This window comes from Arthrobacter sp. B2a2-09 (assembly GCF_027587375.1).
Classification (GTDB): Bacteria; Actinomycetota; Actinomycetes; order Actinomycetales; family Micrococcaceae; genus Arthrobacter.
The window spans coordinates 233,308-258,170 of sequence record NZ_JAMXIC010000005.1; the positions used below are offsets into that span (position 1 = coordinate 233,308).

The 24,863-nt window shown below is 61.6% G+C and carries 26 protein-coding genes and 2 pseudogenes; 13 read left to right on the forward strand and 15 right to left on the reverse strand.

The features are described 5' to 3' along the window. Positions 1-110 precede the first annotated feature (110 nt). From NFJ07_RS08060 to NFJ07_RS08070, 3 genes are read right to left on the reverse strand one after another with little or no spacing between them, the layout of a single operon-like run. Positions 111-1,013: a sugar phosphate isomerase/epimerase family protein gene (locus NFJ07_RS08060; RefSeq protein ID WP_269993588.1), complete on the reverse strand. Its 903-nt coding sequence runs from the start codon at positions 1,011-1,013 to the stop codon at positions 111-113. Between the two features lie 11 nt (positions 1,014-1,024). Then, a complete protein-coding gene (locus tag NFJ07_RS08065; RefSeq protein WP_269993589.1) occupies positions 1,025-1,933 on the reverse strand; it encodes a sugar phosphate isomerase/epimerase family protein in 909 nt (302 codons plus the stop codon). A gap of 40 nt (positions 1,934-1,973) precedes the next feature. Next, complete coding sequence (locus NFJ07_RS08070; RefSeq protein WP_269993590.1) at positions 1,974-3,068, reverse strand: Gfo/Idh/MocA family protein; 1,095 nt, start codon at positions 3,066-3,068, stop codon at positions 1,974-1,976. 127 nt (positions 3,069-3,195) lie between these two features. On the opposite strand from NFJ07_RS08070, the gene NFJ07_RS08075 reads away from it, so the two are divergent. Next, a complete protein-coding gene (locus tag NFJ07_RS08075) occupies positions 3,196-4,407 on the forward strand; it encodes an ROK family transcriptional regulator (protein WP_269993591.1) in 1,212 nt (403 codons plus the stop codon). Here NFJ07_RS08075 and NFJ07_RS08080 read toward each other — a convergent pair. Further along, on the reverse strand, positions 4,404-5,648 hold the full coding sequence (locus tag NFJ07_RS08080) for a metal-dependent hydrolase family protein (RefSeq protein ID WP_269993592.1): 1,245 nt from the start codon (positions 5,646-5,648) through the stop codon (positions 4,404-4,406). The two genes, NFJ07_RS08075 and NFJ07_RS08080, sit on opposite strands and share 4 nt — an antisense overlap. A gap of 455 nt (positions 5,649-6,103) precedes the next feature. Here NFJ07_RS08080 and NFJ07_RS08085 point away from each other — a divergent pair, with 455 nt between their 5' ends. Continuing rightward, positions 6,104-6,940, forward strand: coding sequence for a hypothetical protein (locus NFJ07_RS08085; RefSeq protein WP_269993593.1), 837 nt, complete (start codon positions 6,104-6,106; stop codon positions 6,938-6,940). A 5-nt stretch (positions 6,941-6,945) separates the two neighbouring features. On the opposite strand, the gene NFJ07_RS08090 is transcribed toward NFJ07_RS08085, so the two are convergent. From NFJ07_RS08090 to lpdA, 5 genes and pseudogenes are all read right to left on the reverse strand, one after another. After that, the gene (locus NFJ07_RS08090; protein ID WP_269993594.1) at positions 6,946-7,713 is read right to left on the reverse strand and encodes a hypothetical protein; all 768 of its coding nucleotides are present in this window, start codon (positions 7,711-7,713) and stop codon (positions 6,946-6,948) included. Positions 7,714-7,758: 45 nt separating this feature from the next. After that, positions 7,759-8,052, reverse strand: a pseudogene (locus tag NFJ07_RS26025) (HNH endonuclease); the annotation flags it as partial. A 251-nt stretch (positions 8,053-8,303) separates the two neighbouring features. Beyond that, the gene (locus NFJ07_RS08095) at positions 8,304-8,522 is read right to left on the reverse strand and encodes a substrate-binding domain-containing protein (protein WP_269993659.1); all 219 of its coding nucleotides are present in this window, start codon (positions 8,520-8,522) and stop codon (positions 8,304-8,306) included. 93 nt (positions 8,523-8,615) lie between these two features. After that, positions 8,616-10,238, reverse strand: a complete 1,623-nt coding sequence (locus tag NFJ07_RS08100; RefSeq protein ID WP_269993595.1) for an MFS transporter — start codon at positions 10,236-10,238, stop codon at positions 8,616-8,618. A 271-nt stretch (positions 10,239-10,509) separates the two neighbouring features. Next, positions 10,510-11,913, reverse strand: a complete 1,404-nt coding sequence (gene lpdA, locus NFJ07_RS08105) for a dihydrolipoyl dehydrogenase (protein ID WP_269993596.1) — start codon at positions 11,911-11,913, stop codon at positions 10,510-10,512. A gap of 254 nt (positions 11,914-12,167) precedes the next feature. On the opposite strand from lpdA, the gene NFJ07_RS08110 reads away from it, so the two are divergent. After that, positions 12,168-12,788, forward strand: coding sequence for a hydrolase (locus NFJ07_RS08110; RefSeq protein WP_269993597.1), 621 nt, complete (start codon positions 12,168-12,170; stop codon positions 12,786-12,788). 200 nt (positions 12,789-12,988) lie between these two features. After that, positions 12,989-13,471 (forward strand): GNAT family N-acetyltransferase, encoded by a 483-nt coding sequence (locus tag NFJ07_RS08115; protein WP_269993598.1) that lies wholly within the window; start codon positions 12,989-12,991, stop codon positions 13,469-13,471. 221 nt (positions 13,472-13,692) lie between these two features. Here NFJ07_RS08115 and NFJ07_RS08120 read toward each other — a convergent pair whose 3' ends face one another. Together NFJ07_RS08120 and NFJ07_RS08125 are read right to left on the reverse strand one after the other, a co-directional pair. Next, positions 13,693-13,851 carry a hypothetical protein gene (locus tag NFJ07_RS08120; RefSeq protein WP_269993599.1) on the reverse strand — a complete coding sequence of 53 codons (159 nt, stop codon included), beginning with the start codon at positions 13,849-13,851 and terminating at the stop codon, positions 13,693-13,695. Positions 13,852-14,891: 1,040 nt separating this feature from the next. Then, positions 14,892-15,188 (reverse strand): hypothetical protein, encoded by a 297-nt coding sequence (locus NFJ07_RS08125; RefSeq protein WP_269993600.1) that lies wholly within the window; start codon positions 15,186-15,188, stop codon positions 14,892-14,894. A 186-nt stretch (positions 15,189-15,374) separates the two neighbouring features. On the opposite strand from NFJ07_RS08125, the pseudogene NFJ07_RS08130 reads away from it, so the two are divergent. After that, positions 15,375-15,542, forward strand: a pseudogene (locus tag NFJ07_RS08130) (recombinase family protein); the annotation flags it as partial. A gap of 64 nt (positions 15,543-15,606) precedes the next feature. Here the strand turns inward: NFJ07_RS08130 and NFJ07_RS08135 are convergent. The 3 genes from NFJ07_RS08135 to NFJ07_RS08145 form a co-directional block, all read right to left on the reverse strand. Then, positions 15,607-16,314 carry a hypothetical protein gene (locus NFJ07_RS08135; RefSeq protein ID WP_269993601.1) on the reverse strand — a complete coding sequence of 236 codons (708 nt, stop codon included), beginning with the start codon at positions 16,312-16,314 and terminating at the stop codon, positions 15,607-15,609. Between the two features lie 112 nt (positions 16,315-16,426). Beyond that, positions 16,427-17,065 carry an alpha/beta hydrolase gene (locus NFJ07_RS08140; RefSeq protein WP_269993602.1) on the reverse strand — a complete coding sequence of 213 codons (639 nt, stop codon included), beginning with the start codon at positions 17,063-17,065 and terminating at the stop codon, positions 16,427-16,429. A 7-nt stretch (positions 17,066-17,072) separates the two neighbouring features. Further along, positions 17,073-18,044, reverse strand: a complete 972-nt coding sequence (locus NFJ07_RS08145) for a ring-cleaving dioxygenase (RefSeq protein WP_269993603.1) — start codon at positions 18,042-18,044, stop codon at positions 17,073-17,075. Positions 18,045-18,235: 191 nt separating this feature from the next. Between NFJ07_RS08145 and NFJ07_RS08150 the strand changes: the two genes are divergently transcribed. The 6 genes from NFJ07_RS08150 to NFJ07_RS08175 all read left to right on the forward strand — a co-directional run bounded on the left by NFJ07_RS08150 (position 18,236) and on the right by NFJ07_RS08175 (position 21,928). Beyond that, entirely contained in the window at positions 18,236-18,706 is a 471-nt protein-coding gene (locus NFJ07_RS08150; protein WP_269993604.1) for a MarR family winged helix-turn-helix transcriptional regulator, read from the forward strand. Between the two features lie 313 nt (positions 18,707-19,019). Then, positions 19,020-19,565: a YceI family protein gene (locus tag NFJ07_RS08155; protein ID WP_269993605.1), complete on the forward strand. Its 546-nt coding sequence runs from the start codon at positions 19,020-19,022 to the stop codon at positions 19,563-19,565. Between the two features lie 261 nt (positions 19,566-19,826). Continuing rightward, positions 19,827-19,997 (forward strand): hypothetical protein, encoded by a 171-nt coding sequence (locus tag NFJ07_RS08160; protein ID WP_269993606.1) that lies wholly within the window; start codon positions 19,827-19,829, stop codon positions 19,995-19,997. Between the two features lie 22 nt (positions 19,998-20,019). Continuing rightward, entirely contained in the window at positions 20,020-20,370 is a 351-nt protein-coding gene (locus NFJ07_RS08165; RefSeq protein WP_269993607.1) for a GNAT family N-acetyltransferase, read from the forward strand. A gap of 5 nt (positions 20,371-20,375) precedes the next feature. Further along, positions 20,376-21,443, forward strand: coding sequence for a maleylacetate reductase (locus NFJ07_RS08170; RefSeq protein ID WP_269993608.1), 1,068 nt, complete (start codon positions 20,376-20,378; stop codon positions 21,441-21,443). 194 nt (positions 21,444-21,637) lie between these two features. Next, complete coding sequence (locus NFJ07_RS08175; RefSeq protein ID WP_269993609.1) at positions 21,638-21,928, forward strand: hypothetical protein; 291 nt, start codon at positions 21,638-21,640, stop codon at positions 21,926-21,928. An 802-nt stretch (positions 21,929-22,730) separates the two neighbouring features. Here NFJ07_RS08175 and NFJ07_RS08180 read toward each other — a convergent pair. Beyond that, positions 22,731-23,591 carry a universal stress protein gene (locus NFJ07_RS08180; protein ID WP_269993610.1) on the reverse strand — a complete coding sequence of 287 codons (861 nt, stop codon included), beginning with the start codon at positions 23,589-23,591 and terminating at the stop codon, positions 22,731-22,733. Positions 23,592-23,806: 215 nt separating this feature from the next. On the opposite strand from NFJ07_RS08180, the gene NFJ07_RS08185 reads away from it, so the two are divergent. Beyond that, entirely contained in the window at positions 23,807-24,277 is a 471-nt protein-coding gene (locus NFJ07_RS08185; protein WP_269993611.1) for a DUF805 domain-containing protein, read from the forward strand. Positions 24,278-24,304: 27 nt separating this feature from the next. Further along, entirely contained in the window at positions 24,305-24,853 is a 549-nt protein-coding gene (locus NFJ07_RS08190) for a flavodoxin domain-containing protein (RefSeq protein WP_269993612.1), read from the forward strand. Positions 24,854-24,863: the final 10 nt, after the last annotated feature.

The following is a 24,863-nucleotide window of genomic DNA, read 5'->3' on the forward strand; positions in this document are numbered from 1 at the left end:
GGCGTGGATTCGCGTTCCGGCGTCCCTGGCGCTTTGCTGTGGCCCATGTCACCTCTTTGTTTAAGCATCATTTAGCATTCATCTGTTCGCAAGATGCCGGAATTAGTTTTCTAATCGGCGTTATTCTGACGAAATCTGTTCGACAACCAGGTGCCGCAGCGCATGATGCTGTCCTCGGGTGTGCTTGTGCCGCGATCGACTTCCACCACCACCCACCCGCGAAAATTCGGTCCCGCAGCAGCGAGTACTTCTTCGATGTTGGCGTCTCCCGAGCCCGGTTCGGTCCAGAAGCCTCCGAGCACCGTCGAACGATAGTCGATACCTTCCGTGCGGCTCTGCTTCGCTAGGTGACCGTGGTAGTCCTTGATGTGGATTCCGGCCACGCGGGTTGCGTACTCGGCTACGATGTGCGCCGGATTTACCCCGGTCCATGCCAAGTGGCCGGCGTCGGGGCCGAAGCTGAGCACGCCGTCATCGACGGTGTCGAGGACGAAGCGGGCCTCGTCAACGGTCTCGATCCAAGTTCCGATGTGAGGGTGGAGCGCGGGCACCGCGCCCTCGCCAGCCATAATAGTTGCGGCGTCCGCGAGATAGTCACGAACAGCATCGAGGCGGGCGGCGTTGAAGTCGAATCCAACCCCCGGATGAGCGACCCGCACAGCTTCCTTGTCCATGCCCATCGCCAGGAACACGAGAGGCTCGCCCACCCCGACGTTGTTTGCGGCTGTTACCCGTGCACGTTCCAGAAAGGGCTGCCTGGCGGCCGCGTCTTCGAACCACGGCATGGGGACATAGCCCGGGCCTGGCCTAATCCCTGCACGGGCGAGCTGTTCCCGATACTCATTGGGCGTTGTTCCGGCCGGAACCTCAGTCTTGATGGCGGTAAAGCCGCTGGCCGCGATCACCGGTAGTCTCCGGTCAAGGGGTGGTGCCTGCCTTGGGTCGATCCAGCCGTCGTCGGTTGCAAGCCATTGGATGGGATTGAGGGCGAATTGGCTCTTGGAAACGTCCATGGGCATCCCTCTTAGCGTGACGCAGTTTCCAGGCCGAAGTTTGCCGTAAACCATCGGCCGCAAAGGTCGATGCTCTCTTCCGGAGCTTCGGTTGTACCGCGGTCCACTTCTACGACCACCCATCCTCCGAAATCATCGCCGGCAGCGGCCAGGATTCCAGGAATGTCCGCGTCTCCGGTTCCCGGTTCAGTCCAGATCCCTGCACGGACGGTGGACCTGTAGTCGATGTCCTCGGTGCGGCTCTTCAGTGCGAGATCTAGTCGGTAGTCCTTGATGTGGATCCCGGCGACTCGGGTGCGGTATTCGGCGATGATCAGGGTTGGATCGATGCCTGTCCAAGCAAAATGTCCGGCGTCGGGGCCGAATTTAAGGATCTTCTCGTCGACAGTATCCAGGATGAAGCGGGCGTCCTCCGCGGTTTCCACCCAGGTTCCGATGTGCGGGTGCAGGGCGGCAACACCGCCTTCCGCGGTAATGATCTCAGCAGCTTCGGCGAGGTAGTCCCGGACCTGTTCCAGCCGTGATGGGTTATCGTCGTGCCCGACGGCGGGATGTGCCACTCGCGGCGCGTCACGTTGCATACCCATTGCCAGGAAGAGCAGCTCATTGCCAAGCTCAACATTGTTGGCGGCCAGTATCTTGGCGCGTTCGAGGTATTGCGCCCTGTCGGCGGATTGCTCCTCCCAGGGTATTCCGACGTATCCCGGACCCGGGCGAATACCGGCGGCTTTAAGGGCCTGAGCATATTCGGCCACGCTGGAGCCGGACGGAACTTCGGATTGGATCGCGGTGAAGCCGGCGGCAGCAATCCTGGCAAGGCGATCGGGGAGCGCGGGTGCTAGGCCGGGGTTGATCCATCCGTCTTCAGTGGCGACCCACTGGAGCGGATTGATGGCGAACTGGCTGGGGGAGATAGGCAAAATGAAAACTCTTTTCGATGGTGTGGGGCCGAAGCCTGGGTCAGGAATTGAAAAGCGGTGCCGGACGCTCGGTCCAGCTTTCAAGGATGATGGTTTGCTTGGCGGCTGCTGCCTCGTCGATCGCGAGCATGGCGTCCAGGACGTGGAAAGCGAAGCCTGAACTGGCCCGATGCGGTCCACCGGCAAGTGCTCCCGCAAGATCATTTACCCCGAGTCCACGGCGGTGCTGCTCTGGCGTGCCAACGGCCCCGAACAGGGGTGTCACAGGCTCAAGCACTTGCCACTCGCTGTGTTCGCGCCGCTTGAGCCGCACATCGCCGTCGAAGGTATTCGGGTCATTGAGGCTCAGTGTGCCTTCGGTTCCGTATATCTCGATCCTGGGCAGAGTGGTGTCCCAGACGTCGAAGCTCATAAGAATCGTCCCGATGGCGCCGGAGGCGAATGAGAAGACAGCGGATGCGTGTGTGTTGACGGTGACCGGGATTTCGTCCACGGTCCGGTCTGGTGCCGTGACAATTCTCGTTTCGGACCCGATGCGTGCGTCTGCGCTTACTCGGCGGATCGGACCGAGGCAGTTCACGAGCGCTGCGATGTAGTACGGTCCCATGTCCATGACCGGTCCGCCTCCCTGCTCGAAGAGGAAGCCGGGGCTCGGGTGCCAGGTTTCTGCCCGAGAAGAGCGGACGAAGGCGCTTGCTCCGATCGGTGTGCCGATGTAGCCGGAGTCTATGGCGTGCCGGGCCGTTTGCCCTGCGCTGCCCAGGAACGTGTCCGGTGCGGAACCGAGAATGCCGGGATTCTCGCGTTCGGCCTTCAGCATGAGCAGCCCATCCTCGCGGGTCGTCGCCAGGGGCTTCTCCACGTAGACGCTCTTCCCGGCCTCCAGCGCCTGGATGACAGTCCTGGCGTGCAGATTCGGCGGTGTCAGGTTGATGACGACGTCGATGCTGCCGTCGGCAAGGAGCGCATCTGCGCTGCCGGAACGCGGCACGGTGAATTCCGCGGCAAGCGAGGCTGCCCGCGCATGGTCGATGTCTGCGATGTATCCGACCTTTAGTTCGGCGTACTTTTGCAGGCCTTGCATGTAGCGGGCGGAGATATTCCCGGCGCCCACGATGCCGATGTTAAGAGTCACTGAGTTTCCTTTCAATAGGCTGGAAAGCCACTATCGGCAGGCTATCCGCGGTGGTCTTTGCGCCACAAGATGCCGATTTAAGTCCGATTATCGGACTTAAAATGCTGATCCGGGTCATAATGGTTTCATGAATGGACTACCTACGGATCGATCGCCGGCCAATACGATCCTGCGCCTCGTGGCAGCAGGCGTCGTGTCGAGCCGTGCCCAAGCCGCCCGGGTGACCGGGATGGCGAGGTCGACTATCGGCCTTCATGTGGACCAGATGCTCCGTGACGGAGTTCTGGCCGAGACTGAGGAGCCCCAAGGCGCCAGAGGCCGACCGGCAAAGGAACTAACAATCGGAAAGGGCGCAGGCTATGTGGTGGATGTGATCTTTGATCGCACCAATACTTGCGTGGCAATATCCGACGCCAGCGCCGCCATCGTAGATTCGCGCGTCATCGAGATACTCCTGAATCCTGACCCCGAGGCTGTGCTGCAAAGAGTCTTTGAGGCCGCGGACGAGCTCTTGGCCGGCCATGGCCTTGAACTCGCCGACATCCGCCAGGTCATCGCCAGCGTTCCCGCGCCCGTCGACTTCCACAAAGGAGTCACCGCGCATCGAACCATCATGGCCGGCTGGGAGAGGATCCAGATCGCCGGAATCCTCAGTGAGCATTTCGAATGTCCGGCACTCATGGACAACGACGCGAACCTCATGGCGCTGGGGGCTGCCACAACCCTGCATGCGGACGAGCTACCTCTGCTGCATTTGCAGCTTTCAACGGGGATCGGTGCCGGACTCATCACTTCCGACGCCAAGATCCACCGCGGCGCCGATGGGTCCGCGGGAGACATCGGTCACCTGCGCATTGACAGTCGGTCTGAGGCGCGCTGCCAATGCGGCAAGGTTGGCTGCATTGGTGCATATGCAAGTCTCCATGCCGTGATGTCCCAGCTCGGCATAGAACGGGGCACTGACGCTGACCCGCGGTCTGACCGAAAGGCGCTGATGCAGCTTGTTCGACGCGCCGATCCCGCAGCCACGGCGGCGCTGCGCGATGCCGCCGTGCACCTTGGACACTTGACGGCAATTCTGGTGGACATGTTCAACCCCAGGACGATCGTCCTTGGCGGGGCGATGGTTGAACTCAGCGACGATGTGCTCTCAACCATCAGGGGCGTCGTGTACCAAGAGGCGATGTCCATCGCTACCCGCAGGTTGGTGATCAGCCCGTCGCGCCTGGGTAACAAGGCGGCCCTGGTAGGGGCTGCGCGTCTGGGAGCGGATGAGCTGCTCGAAGCCTCGCCCCGAACCGTCGCCCATGTCGTCCGCCACGCGGATGCGGTCCGCTAGGACGGGATAAGCGAGCGGGTTGCTGCTGACAACGTGTCCTTTCGTATGGACCCGGCCTGCAGAACCATCCGAATGTGTTCCGGCCTGGCCAGTGCGGCAATGTCGTCCAGCGGATTGACGTCCGTGACCACGAGGTCAGCCAGTTTTCCGGCTTCCACTGTTCCCACGGCGTTGTCGATGCCCAGCAGCCGGGCCCCGCTAAGGGTTCCGGTTGTGATCGCCTGGAGTTCAGTCATTCCTAGCTGCACGAGGTATGACAGTTCCATGAGGTTGAGGGCGTGGGGGCTGACACCTGCATCGGTGCCCATGGCTATCGACACACCACGGCTGATTGCCAGGGCGATGTTTTGGCGGGTGTTATCGGCCCACCGGGACTTCTTCTCGAAGTGAGCAGCCGTCATTTTCGCCGGGTCCAGCGGATTGAACGCCGTGGCCAGTGTGGGAACCAAGAACGCCCCGTTGGCTAGCGCAAGATCGCAAGCTTCCTCCGTCATGCCGTAGCCGTGTTCCACGCTGGCGACGCCGCCCCGAAGTGCGTTGAGGATTCCAGCGGTGCCTTGCGCGTGAGCTGCGACTTTCTTCCCGCGGTGCCTGCGGGCTTCATCCACCACGGCCCGGATTTCCGCTTCGCTGAGGTCCTCGTCGTCGGGGTCGTCGTGAGGGCTGCCCATGCCACCTGTCGCACAGATCTTCACGACGTCGGCGCCTTCCCGCAGGATGGTCCGTACGGCGACGCGCGCCGAAAGTTCATCGTCTGCCAGGATCGTGAAATGACTGGTTGCGCTATGGCCATCGGGTCCCGTGGCATCACAGTGTCCGCCCGTGTGTCCAATGATCCGACCGGCCGTAAGAAGTCGGGGAGCTTCGATCAGGCCCACCTCCTGTGCTCTGGCGTAGCCCGCCGAAAGCCCGCCGAGATCCCGTGCAGCCGTGACGCCGGCGTGCAGGGTCCGGCGCATCCGCTCGGCCACCTGAAAGGCCGTCAGCGCTTGGTCGGCCGCAGGACTATTAGTCTTGGGACCGAACAGAAAATGGACATGCGCGTCGATGAAGCCCGGCAAAAGCGTCATGCCCTGTAGGTCAAATACAGCAGCACCCGGAGACTCCGGGGCGAGTTCCGCCGGTCCGGCGTAGGTGATCCTCCCGTCGCCGTCAACAGTCACCGTGGCGTCCGGCAACGGTGCCCTTCCGGTTCCGTCGATCAGGAGGGCGTGCTCGAAACGTCTAGCTGCGCAGGTCATTCGCTGTGGTCCTTCCGACCGAACTTCTCTCATCGACTCGGGGGTCGCCACATCGGCAACGTCCAGAACGCCGTCAATTAAGGAGTCTAAATCTTTCATTTCAGCAAACAAGATGCCGATTTAAGTTCGATTAAGGACATTAAATTTGGCTGGCTCATCCCGTCAGCACCGCGCTCCAACCGTCGCCTCGGCCCCTGGCGTTGAGTAGTCCGCGGCTGTGGAGAGCACGAGCTGTGATCCGGTGCGGCCAGTCCTCGTAGAGCCCTGGAGGGCAACCGTTATGTACCCATCTCAAAACCTCAAGGTGCACCGGATTCAGAGGGATATTGCGAGCACCTATGCCTGCATTCTTCCTGCTGGAAGACAAAGCCCTACATCATTGCTTGATCACGCCCCAGAGCTGTGACGCTCGGCCGAGTCGGGGAAGCTGAACTTGTCGTGGTTTCTTGCGGCACATGACAGAGTACGAGGCAGGCAAGCGAAGCAGGGACGAAACAGGGATGGGCGGGCTCTACATGGTCTCGTTTGGTGCCGCGGTGCTGATCACGGCTGCGTTCATGAGTACCTTACTGTTGCACAGCGACGTGGCGCCGATTGCCGGACCCTGGGTAGGAGCCAACTTGCTAGCCTGGCTGACTCAAAGCCTCGCTGGGCTCTTCCTTTCTGTGACGCTCTGCTCGATGTTTCATATCCTTATGGGCCTGAGACAGTTCGAGCCAGACGACAACATGGACGGTGCAGTTCGTCGACTAGGCCGGGCCATGCTGGGTTCGCTCCGACGGATCGCGAACAAGTTCGGGTTCGTAGCCATCTCTGTACTCGTCGGCTATGTCGGTGCGGTCGCGGTGTTTCCGCCGGCAACGTGGGGTTCCGAGGGAATCGCGCATTCTGTTCCAGATGAGCTTGCCAAAGTACAGCTAGGGGTAGGGCTTTTGGCCCTCGTGATCATCGTGCTCTATGAATGCATACGGGTCCTCGAGGATCTGTTGGGGGCGCTTCCAAGCACGTTTCGGATAGGCGGTGCGGCCTTCCTCCTCTGTCATGTCGTGCTTTTCGTGACGGAGATGCCGCTGTTTTCATTCGACAGGCTCCACCAGAACGTCCTGAGCTACTGGGCGCCTGCCGCAGGGTATACACCGTATACGCGTGAACCGATGCTCGCTGAACTGGGAAGGCACGGTCTTGGTCCATCGTGGTGGGTGGCAATCCTTTTGATGCTTAGCCTGTCGGGTTTTCGACTGTTCTGGGTCCGTCTGACACGCCCGAAGAGCAATGTCGGAGCTCGCCCGTGATGAGGTTATGCACTTCTATCGGCGTGATCACCGAATTGCCTCTTGGAATGCTCCGCGAGGTACAACTCGAATGCTCGGCCCCGGTCCCAGCGTGGCAGTGTGGTGTATTGGGATAGTGCTCGGATGTGTTTGCGGACTCCGGTTTCGTGGATCAGTCGAACCGCGTCGGGATAGTCCGCGAGTAGGTGTGTGGGGCAGTGGTTTTGTATCCAGAACCGCAACAGCTCTATGGATGTGATGCCGTGCTCTTTCCAGAACTCGAAGGCCTCGGCGACGTCGAGGGTCATCGATCGAGATCGGGCTCTTGTGTCGTTTGATGCGCCCAGTGGCAGTCGACCGTAGACGAACCAACTGGGCGCTGGCTGAAGGGTGGCGCGCCCGTTGCGGATCATGGCATCAAGTGTGGACATGACGGTGTAGGGGGAGACGGCGTAGCGGGGGAGATTAAGGTGGAGCCCGCCCCAGATATGAAAGTGCTCTTCAATATCGAGGCCGGTGGCGTGGATGTATTCATTGACGGCGGCCAAGACCTCGGCTGAGCGGTGGCCGAACCGACTCCACCACTCGTCATTTTGGTACTTAGAGGGCAGAGTACCGGTGGCTCTTTCGAAGCAGTGGACTGCTTGAGGAGAGTCTTCGAGATGCCAGCCGTGCTCGAAGCAGCGCACCGCGACAATGAGAGCCCCGTCGTTGATGCTCTGGTCCAGTCCCATGCTCTGGCGTACGAAGTCCTCGAATCCGTCACTGTGGACGAAGACCGCGATCTCGGTCATGCGTGCGATGACGTTGAGGTCGCGGACGGGAGCATTGCTGCGCGTGTGATTGCAGTTGTGGCAAGCGGCGACGTAATTGCTCGGATGGTCGATTCCGCCATGCGATCTCGGGATGAAGTGGTCAACCTCGATGACCGGCGGTTTGCGACTGAACTCGTTCCTGATCAGCTGTGCTCCGCAGTGACCGCACCGACCATCCCACAGTCTGGTCGTGACGAGGCGGGTACGTGCGGCTGTTGTGGGCCATTTTCCGTCTGTGATGTTCGTTATGGTCAGACCATAACGCCCGGGTGTGACATCTACGACGGATACCGCATCGGGACGTGGCGAGTAGTTGATCTTATTGGCTCAGGTCGCGGCAGATCCAAAACCCTTGCCGAGGAGTGCAGTTGCCAAGTCTTGACCGGGCTGAGGATGAAGCGATGTTTCTCACTCCGAGTTCAGCCCGATCATGGAAGGCATGGGGGAGAGAATATCGCGGCACGCATCACCGGCCTCGACAGCATCGATTCCGGTGCCCGACACCAGGATAGGGCAGGCGTCCGGTCCTGAGGAACGGGCACGCTGTCCGGCCCGAGTGCGTCCGACAATCAGGCGGATTCGCGCACGACGAGTTCGGCAGTCGTCGGTTCAAGAGCGCGCGGCACCGACTCACCGGCCAACGCTCGGGCCACGGCGTCGGCAACTTTTCGCGCCTCCGAGGAAAGGTCGGTCGCGACGGTGGTGAGCGGCGGAATAGTGAGAGCCGCCGCCGGAATGTCGTCTGCGCCAATGACAGCGAAGTCTTGCGGGGCACGGAGGCCCAGCACACTCAAAGTCGAAGCTTTTCTGATGGGTCCGCGCCGGTCTTTGGCGTGATCGCGGCCGGAGAAGCACCGCAGGCACGGATCAAACTCAAGAGTCTACTGTCCATTCCGGCGTGTGCTGGCCGTTGCTGCGATGAGGTGTCTGACGGTTGGCCTCTCGATGCTCAGGGCTTCTGCCTGCGCTTGAACGGCCTGATCGGCGGCCGTATTCCTTTCCTGGTGTTGGCGAAGGTGATCCTCCCAGGAACGAACCAGAAACTTCTCGACGAAACGACCGGGCGCGTTCCCATCGGCAAAGAGCCCCCATTGCATCCCGCCGGAGCGTTGTTGTGCCTCGCCGACCTTGCACATCAGCGAGGTGAAGGAATCAATATCTTCCGCAGCGACCTGATAGGTCTTCAGGACCATGACCGGGCCATCTGAGGGGTCGGGTTCAAAGACCAGTGCGGGTTCGGGCCAATGCGCCGACGGCGTGAGGTCCAGCCGGCCAATAGTCAGCGGCAGCGGCCACGTTGCCACCGACATGGCGCAAACGGCCAACAGAATGGCGGACACGATCAACACCCAGACCGTGTTCGTCAGCCCGGCAATGCCTCCCCAAAGTAGCGACCCGACCGCCTGGCCACCCATGAAGACCACCATGTATGCGGCCAGGCCCCGCGCGCGCACCCAGTTGGGGAGCATCAGCTGCATCGACGAATTCAAGATGGAGAGCACAACCAACCATGCGGTGCCCGCAAGAATAAGGACGAGCGCGACCACCATCACGGAGGGGACCAAGGCTAGAACCACCGTCGCGGCACCGAAAACAATCGCTGAGGCCGCCATCAACTCGTTTGCGCTGAACCGCATCCTGAGGCGGGAAAGGCCGAATGCGCCAAGCACCGCACCCAGCCCGAGCGCACCTAGGAGACCACCGTAGCCCGCCGACCCCAGGTGCAGGGGGCCGTGAGCAACGACGGGCAGCAGCGCCCACAGGGCACTGGCCGGAACGATGAACAACACCGACCGCAGAAGGATTCGCCGCACCGCGGGGGCGTTGCGGATGAATCTCAGACCGGTGCCCAACGCAGCAACGGGGCGTTCCATCGGCAGGGCCTGCGCGGCCAGCTTCTTTTCACGCCAGGCAATGAGGACCACCACGACTCCTATGAACGAGACCGCGTTGAGCGCGAACACCAATGTCGGGCCCGATACCGCCACCAGCACCCCGGCGATTGCTGGACCTGCGGCGCGCCCGACATTGACGTTCATACTGCCCAGCGCTGCAGCTGCCGGAATCTGTGCCCTTGGAACTAGACTCGGCTGGATCGCCTGCCAGGCCGGGGCCGTCAGGGCCTGACCGCATCCCATGAGGAACAAAAGCACCAACACCACAACGGGAGTGGTCACCCCTGCCCAGGTGAGGACCGCCAGCAGGCCGGCAGTCAACGCCATCGCCGTCTGCACCGAAATAAGCAAATGACGCCGGTCAATCAGATCGGCAAGGACGCCGGAAGGCAGGGACAGCAGCATCACCGGCAGCGTGGTCGCGACCTGCACCAGCGAAACCAGGGTGGCCGCATTCGGTTCAGTGACGAGCATCCACTGAGCGCCTACCGTTTGCATCCAGGTGCCCACATTGGAGCCAAGCTGAGCGAACCAGAGGCCTCGGAAGATCACCGAGGCCATCGGCGCCCAGGTGGACGGCTCGGGGCCCTGACGTACCTGGTCAGCCATCGACCCCACCTGCCTCGGTTGCCACGTCGGCCTGCCGTACCGCCAGATCAGTTCCGCTCGGGTCGACTCTACGCATTCAATATCCTTGTGGTCAGTGAATGTCGTCAACTGTGATTGTAGACGGTTGATGCTGCTACTTTGTCGGAGTCGTACCCGGGAGGATCAGCTCAGATCCCGATACGAAATAACATGCCAGGCTATCCAAATTGGGAGGATATGCACCCCTTCGAGCAATCCGCGCAGAAGGTTGGGAGGGGGACGGCGTCGACTGTCAAAGATTAATCATGTGTCCGGTGAGCCCGTGGAAAGATTCCTGCAGGGCCTCGCTGAGGGTCGGATGAGTGTGGACGTTCCGTGCCAGCTCAGTGGCGGTGAGATCCCATTTCTGGGCCAACGTGAGCTCGGGCAGCAGCTCGGAGACATCCGGCCCTATGAGATGGCCGCCCAGCAGTTCGCCGTGCGGCGTTTCGGAGATCAGTTTGACGAAGCCTGTGGGCCCTCCCAAACCGTGCGCTTTTCCGTTGGCCGTGAACGGGAACGTGCTGACCTTGATGTCACGGCCTTCGTCGCGGGCCTGCTGTTCGGTAAGGCCGAAGCTGGCGACCTGCGGCTGGCAGAATGTGGCGCGCGGCATCATGCGGTAGTCGCCCAAGGGCATCGTCTCTGCTCCGGCGATGGTTTCGGCAGCTACAACGCCCTGAGCCTCGGCGACATGGGCGAGCTGAAGTTTGGCCGTCACATCGCCGATCGCGTAGATGTGTGGAACATTGGTCCGCATGTAGTCGTCAATGGCGATCGCTCGTCGGTCGGTTGTTAGCGCCACCCCCGTTCTTTCCAGCCCGAAGCCGCTGACGTTCGCGGCAAACCCGATCGACACCAGCACCCTGTCCGTCCGGAGGCTTCCGGTCGCACCGTCGGCGCCGGTGTAGGTGACAATGACTGATGACCCCTCATCCAGCACCGTTTCCACCTTCGTCGAGGTGAGGATTGGGATCCCCAGCTTCTTGTACTGCTTGAAGATTTCCTTGGAAACGTCCGCGTCTTCGGTTGGGAGCGCTCGGTCCAAGAACTCGATGATCGTCACGTCGACCCCATAGTTGCGCAGCACGTAGGCGAACTCCATGCCAATGGCCCCGGCGCCGACTATCACGATGGATCGGGGCAACTCCCGGTCCAGAATCTGCTCCTCATATGTCACGACATTCGCGCTTGCCACGACCCCGGGGAGCATCCGTACGGTCGATCCTGTGGCGATGATCGCGTGGTCGAAGGTGAGGGTCTCGGTTCCCCCGGCGTTCAGGTCCACGTCCATGCTGTGGCTGTCCCTGAAGACTCCGGAGCCATCGTATTCGGTGATCCCGTTCTTCTTCATCAGGAAATGGACGCCCCGGACACGTCCGTCGGCAACCTGCCGGCTGCGGTCGAAGGCGGCGCCAAAGTCAAAGGACACGTCCCCCATGATCCCGAACATTTCCGCCTGGGTATTGAATATGTGTGCAAGCTCTGCGTTGCGCAGCAGGGCCTTCGATGGGATGCAACCGACATTCAGGCACACACCGCCCCAGTACTTCTTCTCGACAACCGCCACCCGCAGACCAAGCTGCGCGCTACGAATCGCGGCGACATAGCCGCCGGGGCCAGCCCCGAGGATCACGACGTCGAAGTGTTCACTCATGACAACCAACTCTCCTTGGGTTCGGGCACGCGGCAACCCACCGATGACGGCAGATTCAGCGGACCTGACGGTTTTGGTACAAGATTCTCCGGGTGACAAATACGGCTGCGCTTCATGCTGCGGGACGTTGACGATAGTGAACCCCGGGTAGAGGCTTGGAACCAGCACCACGTCGGCCGAGCTCGTAGGAGAGTCAATGCCAAAGCCATCCCTCGTCCTCCATCAACTTCTCCTGCACGAAAGGCGCTCCCCTCATGACTAGCGAGCCTCGCCGCGATCCACTCACCGACAATCTTCTCACTCCGGAAAATTCCGCCCTCCTCCTCATCGACTACCAGCCAACACAAGTGCAGTCGATCAACTCGATCGACAGAGCGCAACTCATCCGAAACGTCGCGACGACGGTAAAGCTCGCTCGCACATTCGATATTCCGATCGTTTTATCGACGGTAAACGTCGCCACTGGTCGAAACAAGGGCACCATCCCAGCCCTCGCCGACCTACTGACCGGCGTGCCCTCGTTGGACAGAACATCAATCAACGCGTGGGAGGATGTAGCGTTTCGAGCGGCAGTCAGCGCGACCGCGCGAAAGAAGCTCATCATAGCCGCGCTTTGGACGGAAGCATGCCTCACGTTCCCCACCCTCGATGCGCTCCGCGAGGGCTTTGAGGTCTTTCCAGTCGTCGACGCGGTCGGTGGCACTTCGGTCATTGCCCACGAAACAGCGATCACGCGTGTCACACGAGCTGGCGCCCAGCCGGTCAGCATCGCCCAACTGGCCTGCGAGCTGCAACGGGACTGGAATCGAACCGACACGGTCCAGGCGTTCGTCGACGAACTCACTGAAGCAGGTATCTTCCTCAAGCTGGGCTAGGAGACCGATGAGATCGGCTACGCCCGATAGTTCGGCTTGAGGCGTGTCCAACAGATGTGTGTCTCACTGTGCAGCGCTATGTGGCCTTGTTCTAGCAGAGGTACGTGGCACCCCGCCCGTTAGGGGATCGGCTTACGGGCAGCGGTCCTCGTTCCAAACGATCTGTGGCACCTGCAGACCCGATCTGGCAAAGTGCTCACATGGAATATCAACTGCGCATTCCCACCGCTGCAGACACCGAAACAGTGGTACAGCTTCATGTCGAGTCGTGGCGTGAGACTTATGGTCACCTACTGCCGGAGTCGTTCTTCAACGACGAGCTCGTTGAACAGCGCCGAAGAATGTGGACGGACAACCTTCGGTCGATTCCTCCCGCATGGGACATGCAGGTTGCCGAAGCGGAGGGCGAGATGGTGGGATTCGCACTGGCCGGGCCAGCTAGTGGACAGTCCCCAAGTGCACGAGAGCTACACCTGATCTACGTGCTACGTGCCCACCAAGGCACACAATTGGGGCAACAACTCCTGGACTCCACCCTCGGCGCCGACCCTGGCATTCTCTGGGTCGAGAAAACGAACGAACGGGCCAAGGCCTTCTACCGACGCAATGGCTTTGAACTGGACGGCACCGAAGAAGCCGACGAGCAGAACCCCGTCTTCGTCGATGTGAGGATGGTGCGGTGAGCGATCCTTCACCGGGGCACCTTCCCAGCCAGTGCGGATCTTGGTGATCGCGAACCTGATTCCACGATGGATCACGTCAGCAGGATCGAGTCCCAACGACAAGAGATCGAATTCGATTTGGTCCAAAAATTCCTCGCCCAGGTCAGGACCCTACCGGAGCAGCTAGAGGCGATGAGGGCCGGCACTCCGGGACACCTTTAGCCCGCAATTGCGCAGCAGCATCAGCTGTCCTCGGCCCGTGCTGCCCTCTTCAACTCAGCGATCCTCAGCCGTAAGAAGATGATGGCCAAGACCAGCGCGTACACGGCCAGGACGGCCACGGCGATCACGAAGACAGCGTATAGGACCCCGATGATTCCGAAGGCCGGACTTAAGTTCATTGCTACCCCAATAGTCGTTGAGTCCCAATGCTACGCAAACCACCAAAGATTCCGCTGGATTGGGGAAGGCGTGCCCCCGTTCGCTGACGAGGCTTCCAACCGATTGCCGGATGACGAAAGATCCGATCCCGGTGCCGGTGGAACAGCAATCCGAAGGCCTCACCCTCACCCTTGAGGCTTCGCGCCCACAGCCCGTCATCACAGGATTCAACGTCCATGCCCTGTATTGTCCGGGAATGGCGAAAAAGGTTTCACAAGAAGGGAACATTTCTAAAAAAATCGCCATGAGCACGGTGAAGGGTCCTTCAGCGGTCACATCGCGGAAGGCCGACAAACGAATACCCCGGGTGACATGTAGAGCCGCTAAGAGCCGGTCACCTATCGCTGCGATTCACGGGTCTGGGACTGGGCGCGGCGAAGCACAGATTTATCGACATACGACCGAGCGTTCAAGGCACCGAAATGCTACCTTTCCTCCAGTCATAGGCTTTGAGCCATGCACGAGCGCTTGTTGTCAAAGTCCCCTTCTTGGTTCCTGGCCGTCATGGGGATATCCTTCGCGGCTGGTCTTTACCTCATGGATACGGTGTTCCATGGCAGCGGTCCGCTGGATCCCGGAATCCACTTGCTGAGGATCATCCTGGCGTTCGTAGCCCTTACGATCTGCGGTGTCGCTACACGAATGTGGTGGCTGAGGGGCCGTGCGAAAAATACCTCTCGGGACTGAATTGTCGCTTTGCCGCCCTGGCCGGTGAAACGTCCCACTTAGGGATCCTCGACCGGGCACTGCGGTCACCCCGGATCCGTGTGCGGCGGGAATGAGACGTCACCAGGGCCGAGCTTGGCGCGGACTACTTTCTACCCGTCGTCCCGAAGGTCCTTGAGCTCCCGGATCTAGGACCTCAACTCCGCGGTCTTCACTTCTTCCGCTGCGGCCTCGCCCGCTTCACCGTCAGCGAGCACCTTGGGTCAGCCAAACGAGGGGAACGAGGAATAGTCGACGTCCACGGCCCTGCCGCCGGTGATTCATTCCCCCTGGCTCACCAAGTAATCAGGACCCAATCGCCCGGAAGATCCCCATGGCTGAGAACGGACAGCGCAAAGGCACGGGCTTCTTCCACATCGGACCCCGCGTAGGACGACCAGGGCACCTCCATGAACGTGCCGTCACTTGAGTAGTCCCTAATATCCAGCCCTAGGATCAGTCGACCTGAGTCTGCAAGTGCTTCGATGGCAATTGAAGCTAGGGATATCGGCCAACTCACTTCGCCGTTCGGGTCGCACCGTGCTGCACGTTGAAGATCTTGAGCAAGGAACGAAAGGTCCGGGATCGTCATAGCTGGATCATACGGAGGTGTCCCGGCGGAGTCACCCTCGAAAGTGCCCGCAGGCCGGTCGTCCACCGGACGCGTCCTGGCCGCCTTGAGCCCTCGTTCAGATCAGTATGATTCCGCCCTCGCCGGATTCCCGTATACCCTGCCCGAATTAATGCCCGGGGAGCCTTATGCGCTACAGTCCAAAGCATGCTCATCGGCCACGGGCGTTGCTCGACCAACTCTCAGGACCTCACCGCTCAGCGCAATGCCCTCTCGGCCGCCGGAGTGGATCCCGATGCGATCTATGTCGACCACGGGTTCACCGGCACCAAGCGCGACCGCCCTGGACTGGGTAAGGCCCTGGCCGCGTGCCGCGACGACAAGGACCTTAGCGCGCCCTCAGAGGCGCGTCGCCGGTCCATACACTTCTTGGCCGCGGCTATCGGTGGGGGCGGTGTCCCGCCAGAATAATGCGAATCATCTTGTTGTAGCGGTGCACTTGATAAAGAGCGTGCACCACGAGGAGGATAACGCCGAAAATTGCGCCGATCACGATGGCGGCACTGTCACTAGGGACAGTGCTGTAACTGATAAGCGCGACCCCGGCGCCCGCCACGATGGAATTCACCACAGCTATGGCCGTGGACATCGTGAAGAAGACGCCACGCCAGGATCCTCGACTTCCGATCTCGAGTAGCTCATTCATCGCGTGTTGTCCGTGTGGAACCGGAAAGAATTCATCGGCCCCTGGGAGAATGCGAGCGAAATACCGGCGAATGCGCTGCATGGAGTTCAAAGCAGCGACGTCTTCCAATGACGTCTGGACCAGCCGCTCGTAGGTGAAGAGGCCCAGTACAACGACCACAGGAAGGACGACAGCGAGAAAATGGAAGGCGACAGGAGACTGTGCAAGGAAACCATACGCGACCAGGGAACTCGACAGTGTCATCAAGTACAGCGAAGCTCTGCTGCTGGACTCGGTAACCGTTATTCCCCTGGCAGACTCCAGCACGAAATGCTCGGTCAGTAGCGCGCTAAGGAAAGCTTGGGACCGGTCAGTTAAAGCGTGAAACGAATCCCCGGCTTGGGGTAGCACCGGTGTATCGCCATGGTCCTCCGGCGCCGGATCAGAACCGTCACGTTTCACTGAATCCTCTTCTGCTCTTGTCGGGCTACTGTTCGTTCCGCTGAAAGTACCACTACTCCAGGTGAGTGGTGACCGCTGTCGCCCAGTTGATGTCGGTCCATCGAGGTTTCCTTTACCTGCCGGCTTCTTCCAACCACTGTCTTGCGGCGTCGAGATCGGCGTGCGCGATGCCGTGTCCGCCGGGACGCAGTACTTGTTTTACGTCGGCACCGTTTTGGCGGAGGGCGGTGATGAGTGTCCTGACGCTGGGGAGCGGGGCCATGGGATCGGATTCGCCGTTCAGGATCAGCAGCCTGCCGCCACTGAGGTCAGCCGAAGTTTCCCGGTCCCCAAAGGGGTACATACCGGAGAATGCGATGACCCGACCCAAGGTCTGGGGGTGCAGGATGGCTGTGGCCAGGGCAATGTTGGCGCCGTTGGAGAACCCGACTGCTATCACGGGCCTGTTGCCGAGTCCGTAGCGTTCTCGGGCGGCGTCCAGGAAGACGGCCAGATCTCTTGCCCTTGCGATGACGTCGTCGACGTCAAAGAGCCCTTCGCCGTGGCGCCGGAACCAGCGGAGCATGCCGTGCTCCTGCACCTGCCCTCGGGGTGCGAGTACGCCGGCGCCGGGTTGAAGTTCGGCGGCGAGGGAAGCGATCTCGTGTTCGTTGCCGCCGGTGCCGTGCAGCATCAGCAGCACCGGGGCCTCTGCCTCGCCGGGGCTGAAGAGATGCGGCCAGCCGGTGACCGTGGTGGTTTGAGTGCTCATTGGCGAACTACCGTCCGGCCAGGGCGGGGTTGTTCTCGGCCGGCAATTCGATGCGTGCCACGGAGTGTTCGATGGCCTCGCGGGAGGGTTCGAGCCATGGCGGCAGCTTCAGGGAGCGGCCGAGTTCCAGGAGCGGTTCGTCGACGTCGAAGCCCGGAGTGTCGGTCGCGATTTCGTAAAGCACGCCGCCGGGTTCACGGAAGTAGATGGAGGTGAAGTACTGGCGGTCCAGGATTTCCGTGACGTGGAAACCGCGGCCGACCAGTTCCTGGCGCCATTTCTCCTGGGTGGCGATGTCAGGGACCCGGAAGGCGATGTGGTGCACGGTGCCGCCTGCAGTGAGACCGGGCTGGGCTTTGGGGTCGGCGATGACGTCGATGAGGTTTCCGGGACCGCCGTGGCCGGCCGCCAGTCGGGTGCGGTTACCGGAGGTTCCGATCAGGTGCAGGCCAAGGTCTTCGGTCAGCACGGCCAAGGTCTTGTCCGGGTTGGCCACAGTGAGCACGGAGGAGTGCTGGCCGCGCACGGCATACTCGGCGGGCACGGAGGCGGAATCCCAGGGGTTCCGGGGATCTATGGTGGAGGATGCGACCAGATCCAGCTGCAGCCCGTCCGGGTCCCGCAGGGAGAGGCGCTCTTCGTCGGCAGACTCACGGGTGATCGTGGATTCGACGCCGAGTGCCTTGAAGTGCTTCTGCCACCAGCCCAGCGTGCCCTCCGGGACCGAGAACGCGGTGGAGGTCGACTGTCCTGCCCCGATGCGGCCGGGAGCGATGCCCCGCCACGGGAAGAATGTCATCAGGGTGCCGGGCTGGCCGGCCTCGTCGCCGTAGTACAAGTGGTAAGTGGACGGGTCATCGAAGTTGACCGTCTTCTTCACCATGCGCAGGCCCAGGCCCGTTATGTAAAAGTCGATGTTGGCCTGCGGATCGCCGGCGATGGCTGTGACGTGGTGCAAGCCTGAGGTATTCGCGGTCATGTTGACCCCTCCTGTTCGGACTGATCCGGTCAGGAAGCCCCCGGCCGGTGATGTACATGCAAATGCATCTATTATGAAAATTATTTCCTAGGAAGATAAATTCGTCAAGGCGGCAAGATAGTGCTGCGCAAGCAGTTTCCATGGAAGCAGCTTCTCTGGCGCAGTATCGTTGGGAGCAGAAAGGGTTGGACATGACGCAGCACGCGGAAGCGGGGGCCGGCCGGGGTCTTGATCCGGTCACGCAGTGGGGGCTGGTCATCGAAGGCTTCCAGATCACGAACAGGAAGCTGCACCGGGCGGTCGCCGACGCTTTCTCCCTTGATCCGGCCGAAGCCGAGACGCTGCTGCGCCTCACCCGCAGCCCGGAGCGCAGGATGCCCATGGCGGCGCTGGCGCGTGAGGCGGCCTTCAGTACGGGCGGGTTTACCAAGATCGCGGACCGCTTGGCCAAGCGCGACCTGGTTGTCCGAACCCCCTGCGCCGACGACCGCAGGGTGATCTATCTCGAACTGAGCGCGGCCGGTGCGAAGGTGGCCGACGAACTCCAGAACCTGGTTGCCGACATCGTCCGCAAAACCTACATCGACGTCCTCGGGGCTGACAGGGCGACAATGGTCGCCGAAGCTATGGCCGAATTGCGCGAAGCCAACGCCACCCTGTAGGAATCCGTCGGCCCCTTCGCGGAACAAGCCGAAACGTCGCCGTCGCCGCATTGAGGCGGATCCTTGATGGCGATCCGGGTGAGTTCAAGATCCTCCGGGGCTAATGATGAGGCAATGCAGAGGCGGCCTGCCCGGAGGTGGCCAACCCCAAATCCAGTACGGATCCTCCCCTGGAGAGGGCCGGCCCTAGGTAGTTTTCTAGCAAGCTATTTGCCATAAAGAATCTTCTCAGTTGACAAGCGCCCATGGAGTGGCGATATTTATATGCATACGCATGTAAATCTACTTGCGACGACCACCAAGGAGACAGACCGTGACCACGATTGAACTCACCCCCGGCACTTGGATACTTGACCAGGCACACACCGAAGTGGGGTTCGCCGTCCGCCACGCCGGCATCAGCAAGGTCCGCGGCCAGTTCGCCGAGGCAGACGCCACGCTAGTCGTCGGCCATACCCTCGGCACCTCGTCCCTCGAGGCCAGCGTGAAGACCGCCTCTTTTGACTCCAAAAACAACGACCGCGACGCCCATGTCAAGGGACCGGATTTCTTCAACGTTGAGCTATTCCCGAACATGACCTTCACGGCAACCGAGGTCCAGGGAACACCGGAGAAGTTCAGCCTCAGCGGCGACCTGACCATCAAGGAAACTACCAGGCCGGTAACCTTCGGCGTCGAGTTCGGTGGCGTGGCCATTGACCCCTTCGGCGCGACTCGCGCCGGGTTCTCCGCCTCCGCGCAGATCTCGCGCAAGGAATTCGGCATCACCTGGAACGCCGCCCTCGAGGCGGGCGGAGTCCTCGTCGGCGACAAGGTCACCATAACAATCGACTCGGCCTTCGTTCTCCCCGCCAGCTAACCCAACCGTTTTCCGGGGCCTTACCCAAGGCGGCCCGCAAGGCGGGGGCGCGAGCCCGCGCCCTCGTCGCATCCCCGACCTGCTGCACGGGAGGGCGTTCACCCGAGGCCGGGTCCACGCCAGCCGGTTGGGGGGAAACTGGGAGAATGTGATGCGGTTGGATGAGGCTGGCGAGCAGTCCGCCCTCACCATCGGCGAAACCATCCCCCGGTCCTCCGCAGGGACCGCTGGCCCCGGCCGGGAACCCGTGCGGAGCGGGGCATGAGCAACCTGGAAACTATCGCACAGGAAATACTCTGTGGAGGGGACGGGCAGCACGAAGGCATCGAATTCCTGCCCCCGCGTGAAGTTCCCCTGGGCGGGCTGCGCGCCATGCCAGTGGGCAGGACCGCGCCCGTCCTGCCCAACGCCCAGCTGCGTCTCCGCGGCTAGCAATCGATCACCAGGAGTCACAATGGAACCGGAGAAAACGATCGCCGTCCGGCACGTCCCCGACAACCACTGCTACGAGCTCGTCGACGGGGACACCGTCATTGGCAAGACCGAGTACGTGCCCGCCAGCGGCCCGGCCGACAGGGAAAGGATTTTCTACCACACCGAAGTCAACGACGCCTACGCAGGCAAGGGCCTCGCTGCGGTCCTGGCCAAGCATGCGTTGGACGACACTATCGCCGCCGGGCTGACCATCATCCCCGTATGTCCCTACATCAAGAGCTGGATACGCCGCCACCCGGACTACCAGCAGCACGCCGCGCCGATCCGGCCCGGGCACCTGGCCGCCGTCGACCGCGTCTACAAGCCGTGAGCGTAATGGGCGCGGGACTTACATTTGAACACACCACCCTGGGCCAGCGGGTGCTGTTCGGCGCCGGAAAGGCGGCCGAACACCTCACCGGAGAGATCAAACGCCTCGGAGCCAGGAAGGTCATGGTCATCGCCTCCGCCAGGGAACGGCCAGAAGCCGAAAAGATCACCGCTGGCGTCAACGTGACGGTGAGATATGACGACGTCGCCCCCCACGTCCCCCTTCACAAGGCCGACACGGCCCGAAAAGTGGCGATCCGGAACGGCATCGACCTGCTCGTCAGCGTCGGCGGCGGCTCCGCCACAGGCCTCGCCAAAGCCATCGCCCTGACAACCGGCCTGCCCATCCTCGCGGTGCCGACCACCTACGCAGGCTCGGAGGCGACCAATGTGTGGGGGCTGACCGAAGCATCTCGCAAGACCACCGGTGTCGATGACCGCGTGCTGCCGGTGACCGTCATTTACGATGCCGAGCTGACACTGTCCCTGCCCCGGGACCTGAGCATCGCGTCGGGTCTAAACGCCCTGGCCCACTGCATCGACTCCATGTGGGCGCCCCGCACCGACCCCATCAACCAGGCACTTGCCACCGAAGGCATCCGCGCCCTGAACAACGGGCTTCCTATAATAGGCATGAACCTGAACGATCTCACGGGCAGGGAACAGGTCCTGTACGGGGCCTACCTGTCCGCCGTTGCGTTCGCCTCCGCAGGATCCGGGATGCACCACAAGATCTGCCACGTCCTCGGCGGCAGATGGAACCTTCCCCACGCCCAAACCCACGCCGTCGTGCTCCCATATGTCCTGGCATTCAACGCCCCCGCCGCCGCCGGTGCAGTCCACAGAATCGCGGCCGCCTTCGGAACCGAGAATGCCTTGGAAGGCCTAAACACGCTGCACGACACACTGGGCGCACCCAGAGCACTCAAGGACCTCGGGCTGGCCAAGGAAAACATAACCGAAGCCGTCCGGCTCATCCTTCCTGGCATCCCCGCCTCCAACCCCCGCCCCGTCACCGAGGAAAACCTCACAGCATTGCTGACGGCAGCCCAGGCCGGAATCCTACCGGGGTGAGTACACACGCTGAGCCAACCCACCCATCCAACTCGTATGCGCTTAGGCGGCGGAGCGTTCTCCCTGGCCATCACGATGCCCAGTGAGCGTGGGTCATTAGCCGTGTCTCAGCAAGATCCTGGTCAGTCTATGGTGAGCACGCTTACTAATGTTTCGAAACCCCTTACGGAGCCGTTGCGAGTAATATCGCTGCCATGAACAACGCAGGGACCTTGTTCGGCTGGGCATTCGGCGATGCCGCGCGAGAAGATGACGGCAAGTATGTTGAGGAGCTTCAGCGCGAGGCCTTGGACAATGCCCGGCAGACGGCGGAAGCCAAGGGACTGACGGTCGAGGCTGGTTCCGAAGTCTTCACCATCCTGAACGCCCACGAAACCCTGGTTGAGATGGACACCGCCCCGGACAGCCTGGTGGTCCGCGCCACAGTGCATCTTGAAGGCCCAGGAGCCAGCAAGCTGCATGCAGAAGGCCCCATGAACGGCTAGTTAGATGGCTGGGGTGGCTGCCAGATCCCCTAGTGCCTACTTCGCCCTGGGCAACGGCACGGCCCCTCTCAACGGCTAGGTCGAGTTGCCGTCTGAGACATCGATTTGCAGCGCAGCGCCGTCCCGATCGAGAAGCACCTGATTCGACGGTAAGGACCGTGGATGAGTCCCGAGCGGCTAGCGCGGAATTCCCGATGTGTAGTTGGTGGGGGAGTTGGCAGAGCCAGACGCGGGGTGGTGACACGGTCAACACTTAGGGCTTCGAATTGGGTCATAGATCGGCTTGGCTGTCTGTCAGTCTCGGGTGTCGTCCTGATAGCGGGAGCACGGCTGGGCATGGCGGGCCGAAGTGCAACTTGGGGAACCGGGAACGATCCAAAGTTCGCGAGAACGTAACCGACGTAGGAGCGCCGAACGAAGTTTTGGATTGGGGCCGGCGCAAGGCGCCCTGGTTGCGCGGAGGATCTGCCCAGCGATGATCGAGAAGCCTTCCGGTCATTCATGGACGTTCGGAAAGGACTAGGCATGACATGGTGCGTGCGTCCGGTCCTCCGGAAAGCTGTAGCCGCGGTGCTCTCCTACGATGCGTTCTGTTCGGTCGAGGACGTCGCTGTCCCCGGTATTGGCTCGCACCGGCACGTGTTCTCCGGTGACCTACGATGCCGAGCTTGGTCAAGGATTCCGGGTTCGAGGAGTTTGGACGGAACTTGCGGCCAGGGCTGTTCAAAGGAGTGGCGTGCCCAACTGTTTGGCGGGTCCGGTGACCCCGCTCGCCAAAATTTGTGATGACTGGGCTAGCTGTCTAGCCCGTATGTTTCACTCGCCGGACCCGCGTAATGATGGTTGGACAGGGCAGGGACCTGAGTACGGTATGGGCGGTTGATCCCAGGAGGAGGCGTTTGAAGCTGCCCTTTCCGCGGCTTCCCAGCACCAGCAATGTGGCGTTGGCGGCGGCGTCCGTGAGTGCTTCCGCCGGTTCGTTGTTGGACACCAGAACCTGATGGACAACCACGTCGGGGTAGTTTTCGGCCAGACCGGCGACGGTCTCGGCGAGGACGATTCGTTCTTCTTCCAATATGGCTTCGGCAAAGTTGGCCGTCGGCATGGCCCGCTGAATGAGCGGCGGCGCGAGGACGGCGTGGACCACTGCCAGTTCCTGGCTGTCCCTGTCCGCTTCGGCGGCCGCGAAGGTAACTGCTTGCGTTGATTCTTCGGAACCGTCAGCGCCGACCACGATGCCGCGGCGCCCCGTCATGTCCTGTTCCCCGATTACTGCCACAGGGCACTGCGCGACGGCGGCGATCTGCAGCGCCCTGTCAGCCACGGGTCCTCCAGGCCAGTTGTGTCCGGTTCCGATGACAACCATCGAGGCTCCTTTCGAGTGTTTCCTGAGTGCCTGCCCGGGGCTACCGGAGAACAGCAGGGTCTTCACCTGGACCGAAGGCTCCAATTCGCCTGCATATGCTGCGGTTTTGCCGAGCAGCTCGTTTGCTGCGGCTCTGACCACCTCGCTGGAACCGACTGATTCGTCGAGCCAACGGGTGTCGACCGCGTGAACGAGCAGCACCGGGAGTTTCCGTCGTGCCGCCCGGTCCATTGCCCAAGCCAACGCGGCCCGGCTCGCGTTGGTGTCAACGACGCCGACAACGATTGGATTTTTCATGACTTTGTCCGCCTCCATGAATCCTGGCTCCCTCTCTCCGGGGGCTGTGCGCACCATTTTCTGCTCGTTTGCCCCAGCTCGGCAGTGCCGGAAGTCCCGCAGGCGACCCGTGCCTGCGGGGCGTCATCCGAGGCGGGGCTTTGTGCCCTGTTCTGACAGCCCGGACTGCGTCTAGCATGCCAGTGTCGAATAGTCTGCATCGAAGGGCTTGAATGATGTCCAGCTATCAGCCTCAGAATCTTCCCCCGGGTGGAGTCCCGCTTGAGCTTCCTTACTATGGAGCCCCGCCGATCGAAGCCGTCAAACGATTCTGGAAGAACTACGCCGTCTTCCACGGGCGGGCTAGCCGCAGTGAGTATTGGTGGTGGTTCCTCGCCTCAGCCATCGTCTCAGGGGTGATCAATGCGGCCGGTGCGACAGGGAACGGCAACACCAGCACCTCGACGGCCCTTGGCGGCCTGTGGTTTCTGGCGACGGTTGTACCTTCGCTCGCCTTGGCTGCGCGGCGCCTGCACGACGCGAATCTCAGTGCGCTCTTCTTGTTGCTGGCCTTGATCCCGGTGCTCGGATGGATCGCGCTACTCGTGTTTGTGCTCCTGCCGGCCAATCCCAGGGGCCAACGCTTCGACCGACTGGTGCAGGCATATCCGCCGAACCCGCCGCAGCCGTATCCGCCCCAGGCCTGAGGCTCGGGCTATGTCAACGGATCGATCATGAAAAGGATCTTCATCACCTACGGCACGTCCGAAGGCCAGTCTGCGAAGATCGCGAACTTCATCGCCGACGTGCTGCGCGAACACGGCCACGATGCCACTGTGCTTGACGTGAATGAAGCGGGGAACAGGATTCCCGGCGGGTGCGACGGCGTCATCGTCGGTTCGTCCGTCCACGTGGGCAAGCACGACAAGCATGTGGTGGACTTCGTCCGCAAGAACCAGGATGTTCTCTCACGGACGCCGTCTGCGTTTTTCTCGGTCAGCCTCGCCGCCCATGGCGATCCGGCGGAGGCGGGGAAGTACATCCAACAGTTCGAAGACGAGACGGCGTGGCGGCCCGACAAGGTCGCACTGTTCGAGGGTGCGCTTGCCTACACGCAGTATGGCTTCATCAAACGGCACTTGATGAAGAGGATCGCGGACAGCAAGCCCGGCAACCTGGGCACGGACATGTCCCGTGACTATGTCTATACCGAGTGGGACGGCGTGAGGCGGTTCGCGGAAGACTTCGCAGCCGGATTTCCTGAAGCAGGGCCGATGCGCTGAACCGGAGCAT

What these genes read in the sequence shown, in the direction of transcription:
- NFJ07_RS08080 (WP_269993592.1), bottom strand. Translation starts at nt 5,648, where the DNA reads ATGACCTGCGCAGCTAGACGTTTCGAGCACGCCCTCCTGATCGACGGA.
- NFJ07_RS08120 (WP_269993599.1), bottom strand. Translation starts at nt 13,851, where the DNA reads ATGAACTTAAGTCCGGCCTTCGGAATCATCGGGGTCCTATACGCTGTC.
- NFJ07_RS08145 (WP_269993603.1), bottom strand. Translation starts at nt 18,044, where the DNA reads ATGACCGCGAATACCTCAGGCTTGCACCACGTCACAGCCATCGCCGGC.
- NFJ07_RS08085 (WP_269993593.1), top strand. Translation starts at nt 6,104, where the DNA reads ATGACAGAGTACGAGGCAGGCAAGCGAAGCAGGGACGAAACAGGGATG.
- NFJ07_RS08115 (WP_269993598.1), top strand. Translation starts at nt 12,989, where the DNA reads ATGGAATATCAACTGCGCATTCCCACCGCTGCAGACACCGAAACAGTG.
- NFJ07_RS08125 (WP_269993600.1), bottom strand. Translation starts at nt 15,188, where the DNA reads ATGACGATCCCGGACCTTTCGTTCCTTGCTCAAGATCTTCAACGTGCA.
- lpdA (WP_269993596.1), bottom strand. Translation starts at nt 11,913, where the DNA reads ATGAGTGAACACTTCGACGTCGTGATCCTCGGGGCTGGCCCCGGCGGC.
- NFJ07_RS08170 (WP_269993608.1), top strand. Translation starts at nt 20,376, where the DNA reads ATGGGCGCGGGACTTACATTTGAACACACCACCCTGGGCCAGCGGGTG.
- NFJ07_RS08075 (WP_269993591.1), top strand. Translation starts at nt 3,196, where the DNA reads ATGAATGGACTACCTACGGATCGATCGCCGGCCAATACGATCCTGCGC.
- NFJ07_RS08150 (WP_269993604.1), top strand. Translation starts at nt 18,236, where the DNA reads ATGACGCAGCACGCGGAAGCGGGGGCCGGCCGGGGTCTTGATCCGGTC.
- NFJ07_RS08190 (WP_269993612.1), top strand. Translation starts at nt 24,305, where the DNA reads ATGAAAAGGATCTTCATCACCTACGGCACGTCCGAAGGCCAGTCTGCG.
- NFJ07_RS08090 (WP_269993594.1), bottom strand. Translation starts at nt 7,713, where the DNA reads ATGACCGAGATCGCGGTCTTCGTCCACAGTGACGGATTCGAGGACTTC.
- NFJ07_RS08140 (WP_269993602.1), bottom strand. Translation starts at nt 17,065, where the DNA reads ATGAGCACTCAAACCACCACGGTCACCGGCTGGCCGCATCTCTTCAGC.
- NFJ07_RS08160 (WP_269993606.1), top strand. Translation starts at nt 19,827, where the DNA reads ATGAGCAACCTGGAAACTATCGCACAGGAAATACTCTGTGGAGGGGAC.
- NFJ07_RS08185 (WP_269993611.1), top strand. Translation starts at nt 23,807, where the DNA reads ATGTCCAGCTATCAGCCTCAGAATCTTCCCCCGGGTGGAGTCCCGCTT.
- NFJ07_RS08100 (WP_269993595.1), bottom strand. Translation starts at nt 10,238, where the DNA reads ATGGCTGACCAGGTACGTCAGGGCCCCGAGCCGTCCACCTGGGCGCCG.
- NFJ07_RS08175 (WP_269993609.1), top strand. Translation starts at nt 21,638, where the DNA reads ATGAACAACGCAGGGACCTTGTTCGGCTGGGCATTCGGCGATGCCGCG.
- NFJ07_RS08180 (WP_269993610.1), bottom strand. Translation starts at nt 23,591, where the DNA reads ATGAAAAATCCAATCGTTGTCGGCGTCGTTGACACCAACGCGAGCCGG.
- NFJ07_RS08110 (WP_269993597.1), top strand. Translation starts at nt 12,168, where the DNA reads ATGACTAGCGAGCCTCGCCGCGATCCACTCACCGACAATCTTCTCACT.
- NFJ07_RS08060 (WP_269993588.1), bottom strand. Translation starts at nt 1,013, where the DNA reads ATGGACGTTTCCAAGAGCCAATTCGCCCTCAATCCCATCCAATGGCTT.
- NFJ07_RS08165 (WP_269993607.1), top strand. Translation starts at nt 20,020, where the DNA reads ATGGAACCGGAGAAAACGATCGCCGTCCGGCACGTCCCCGACAACCAC.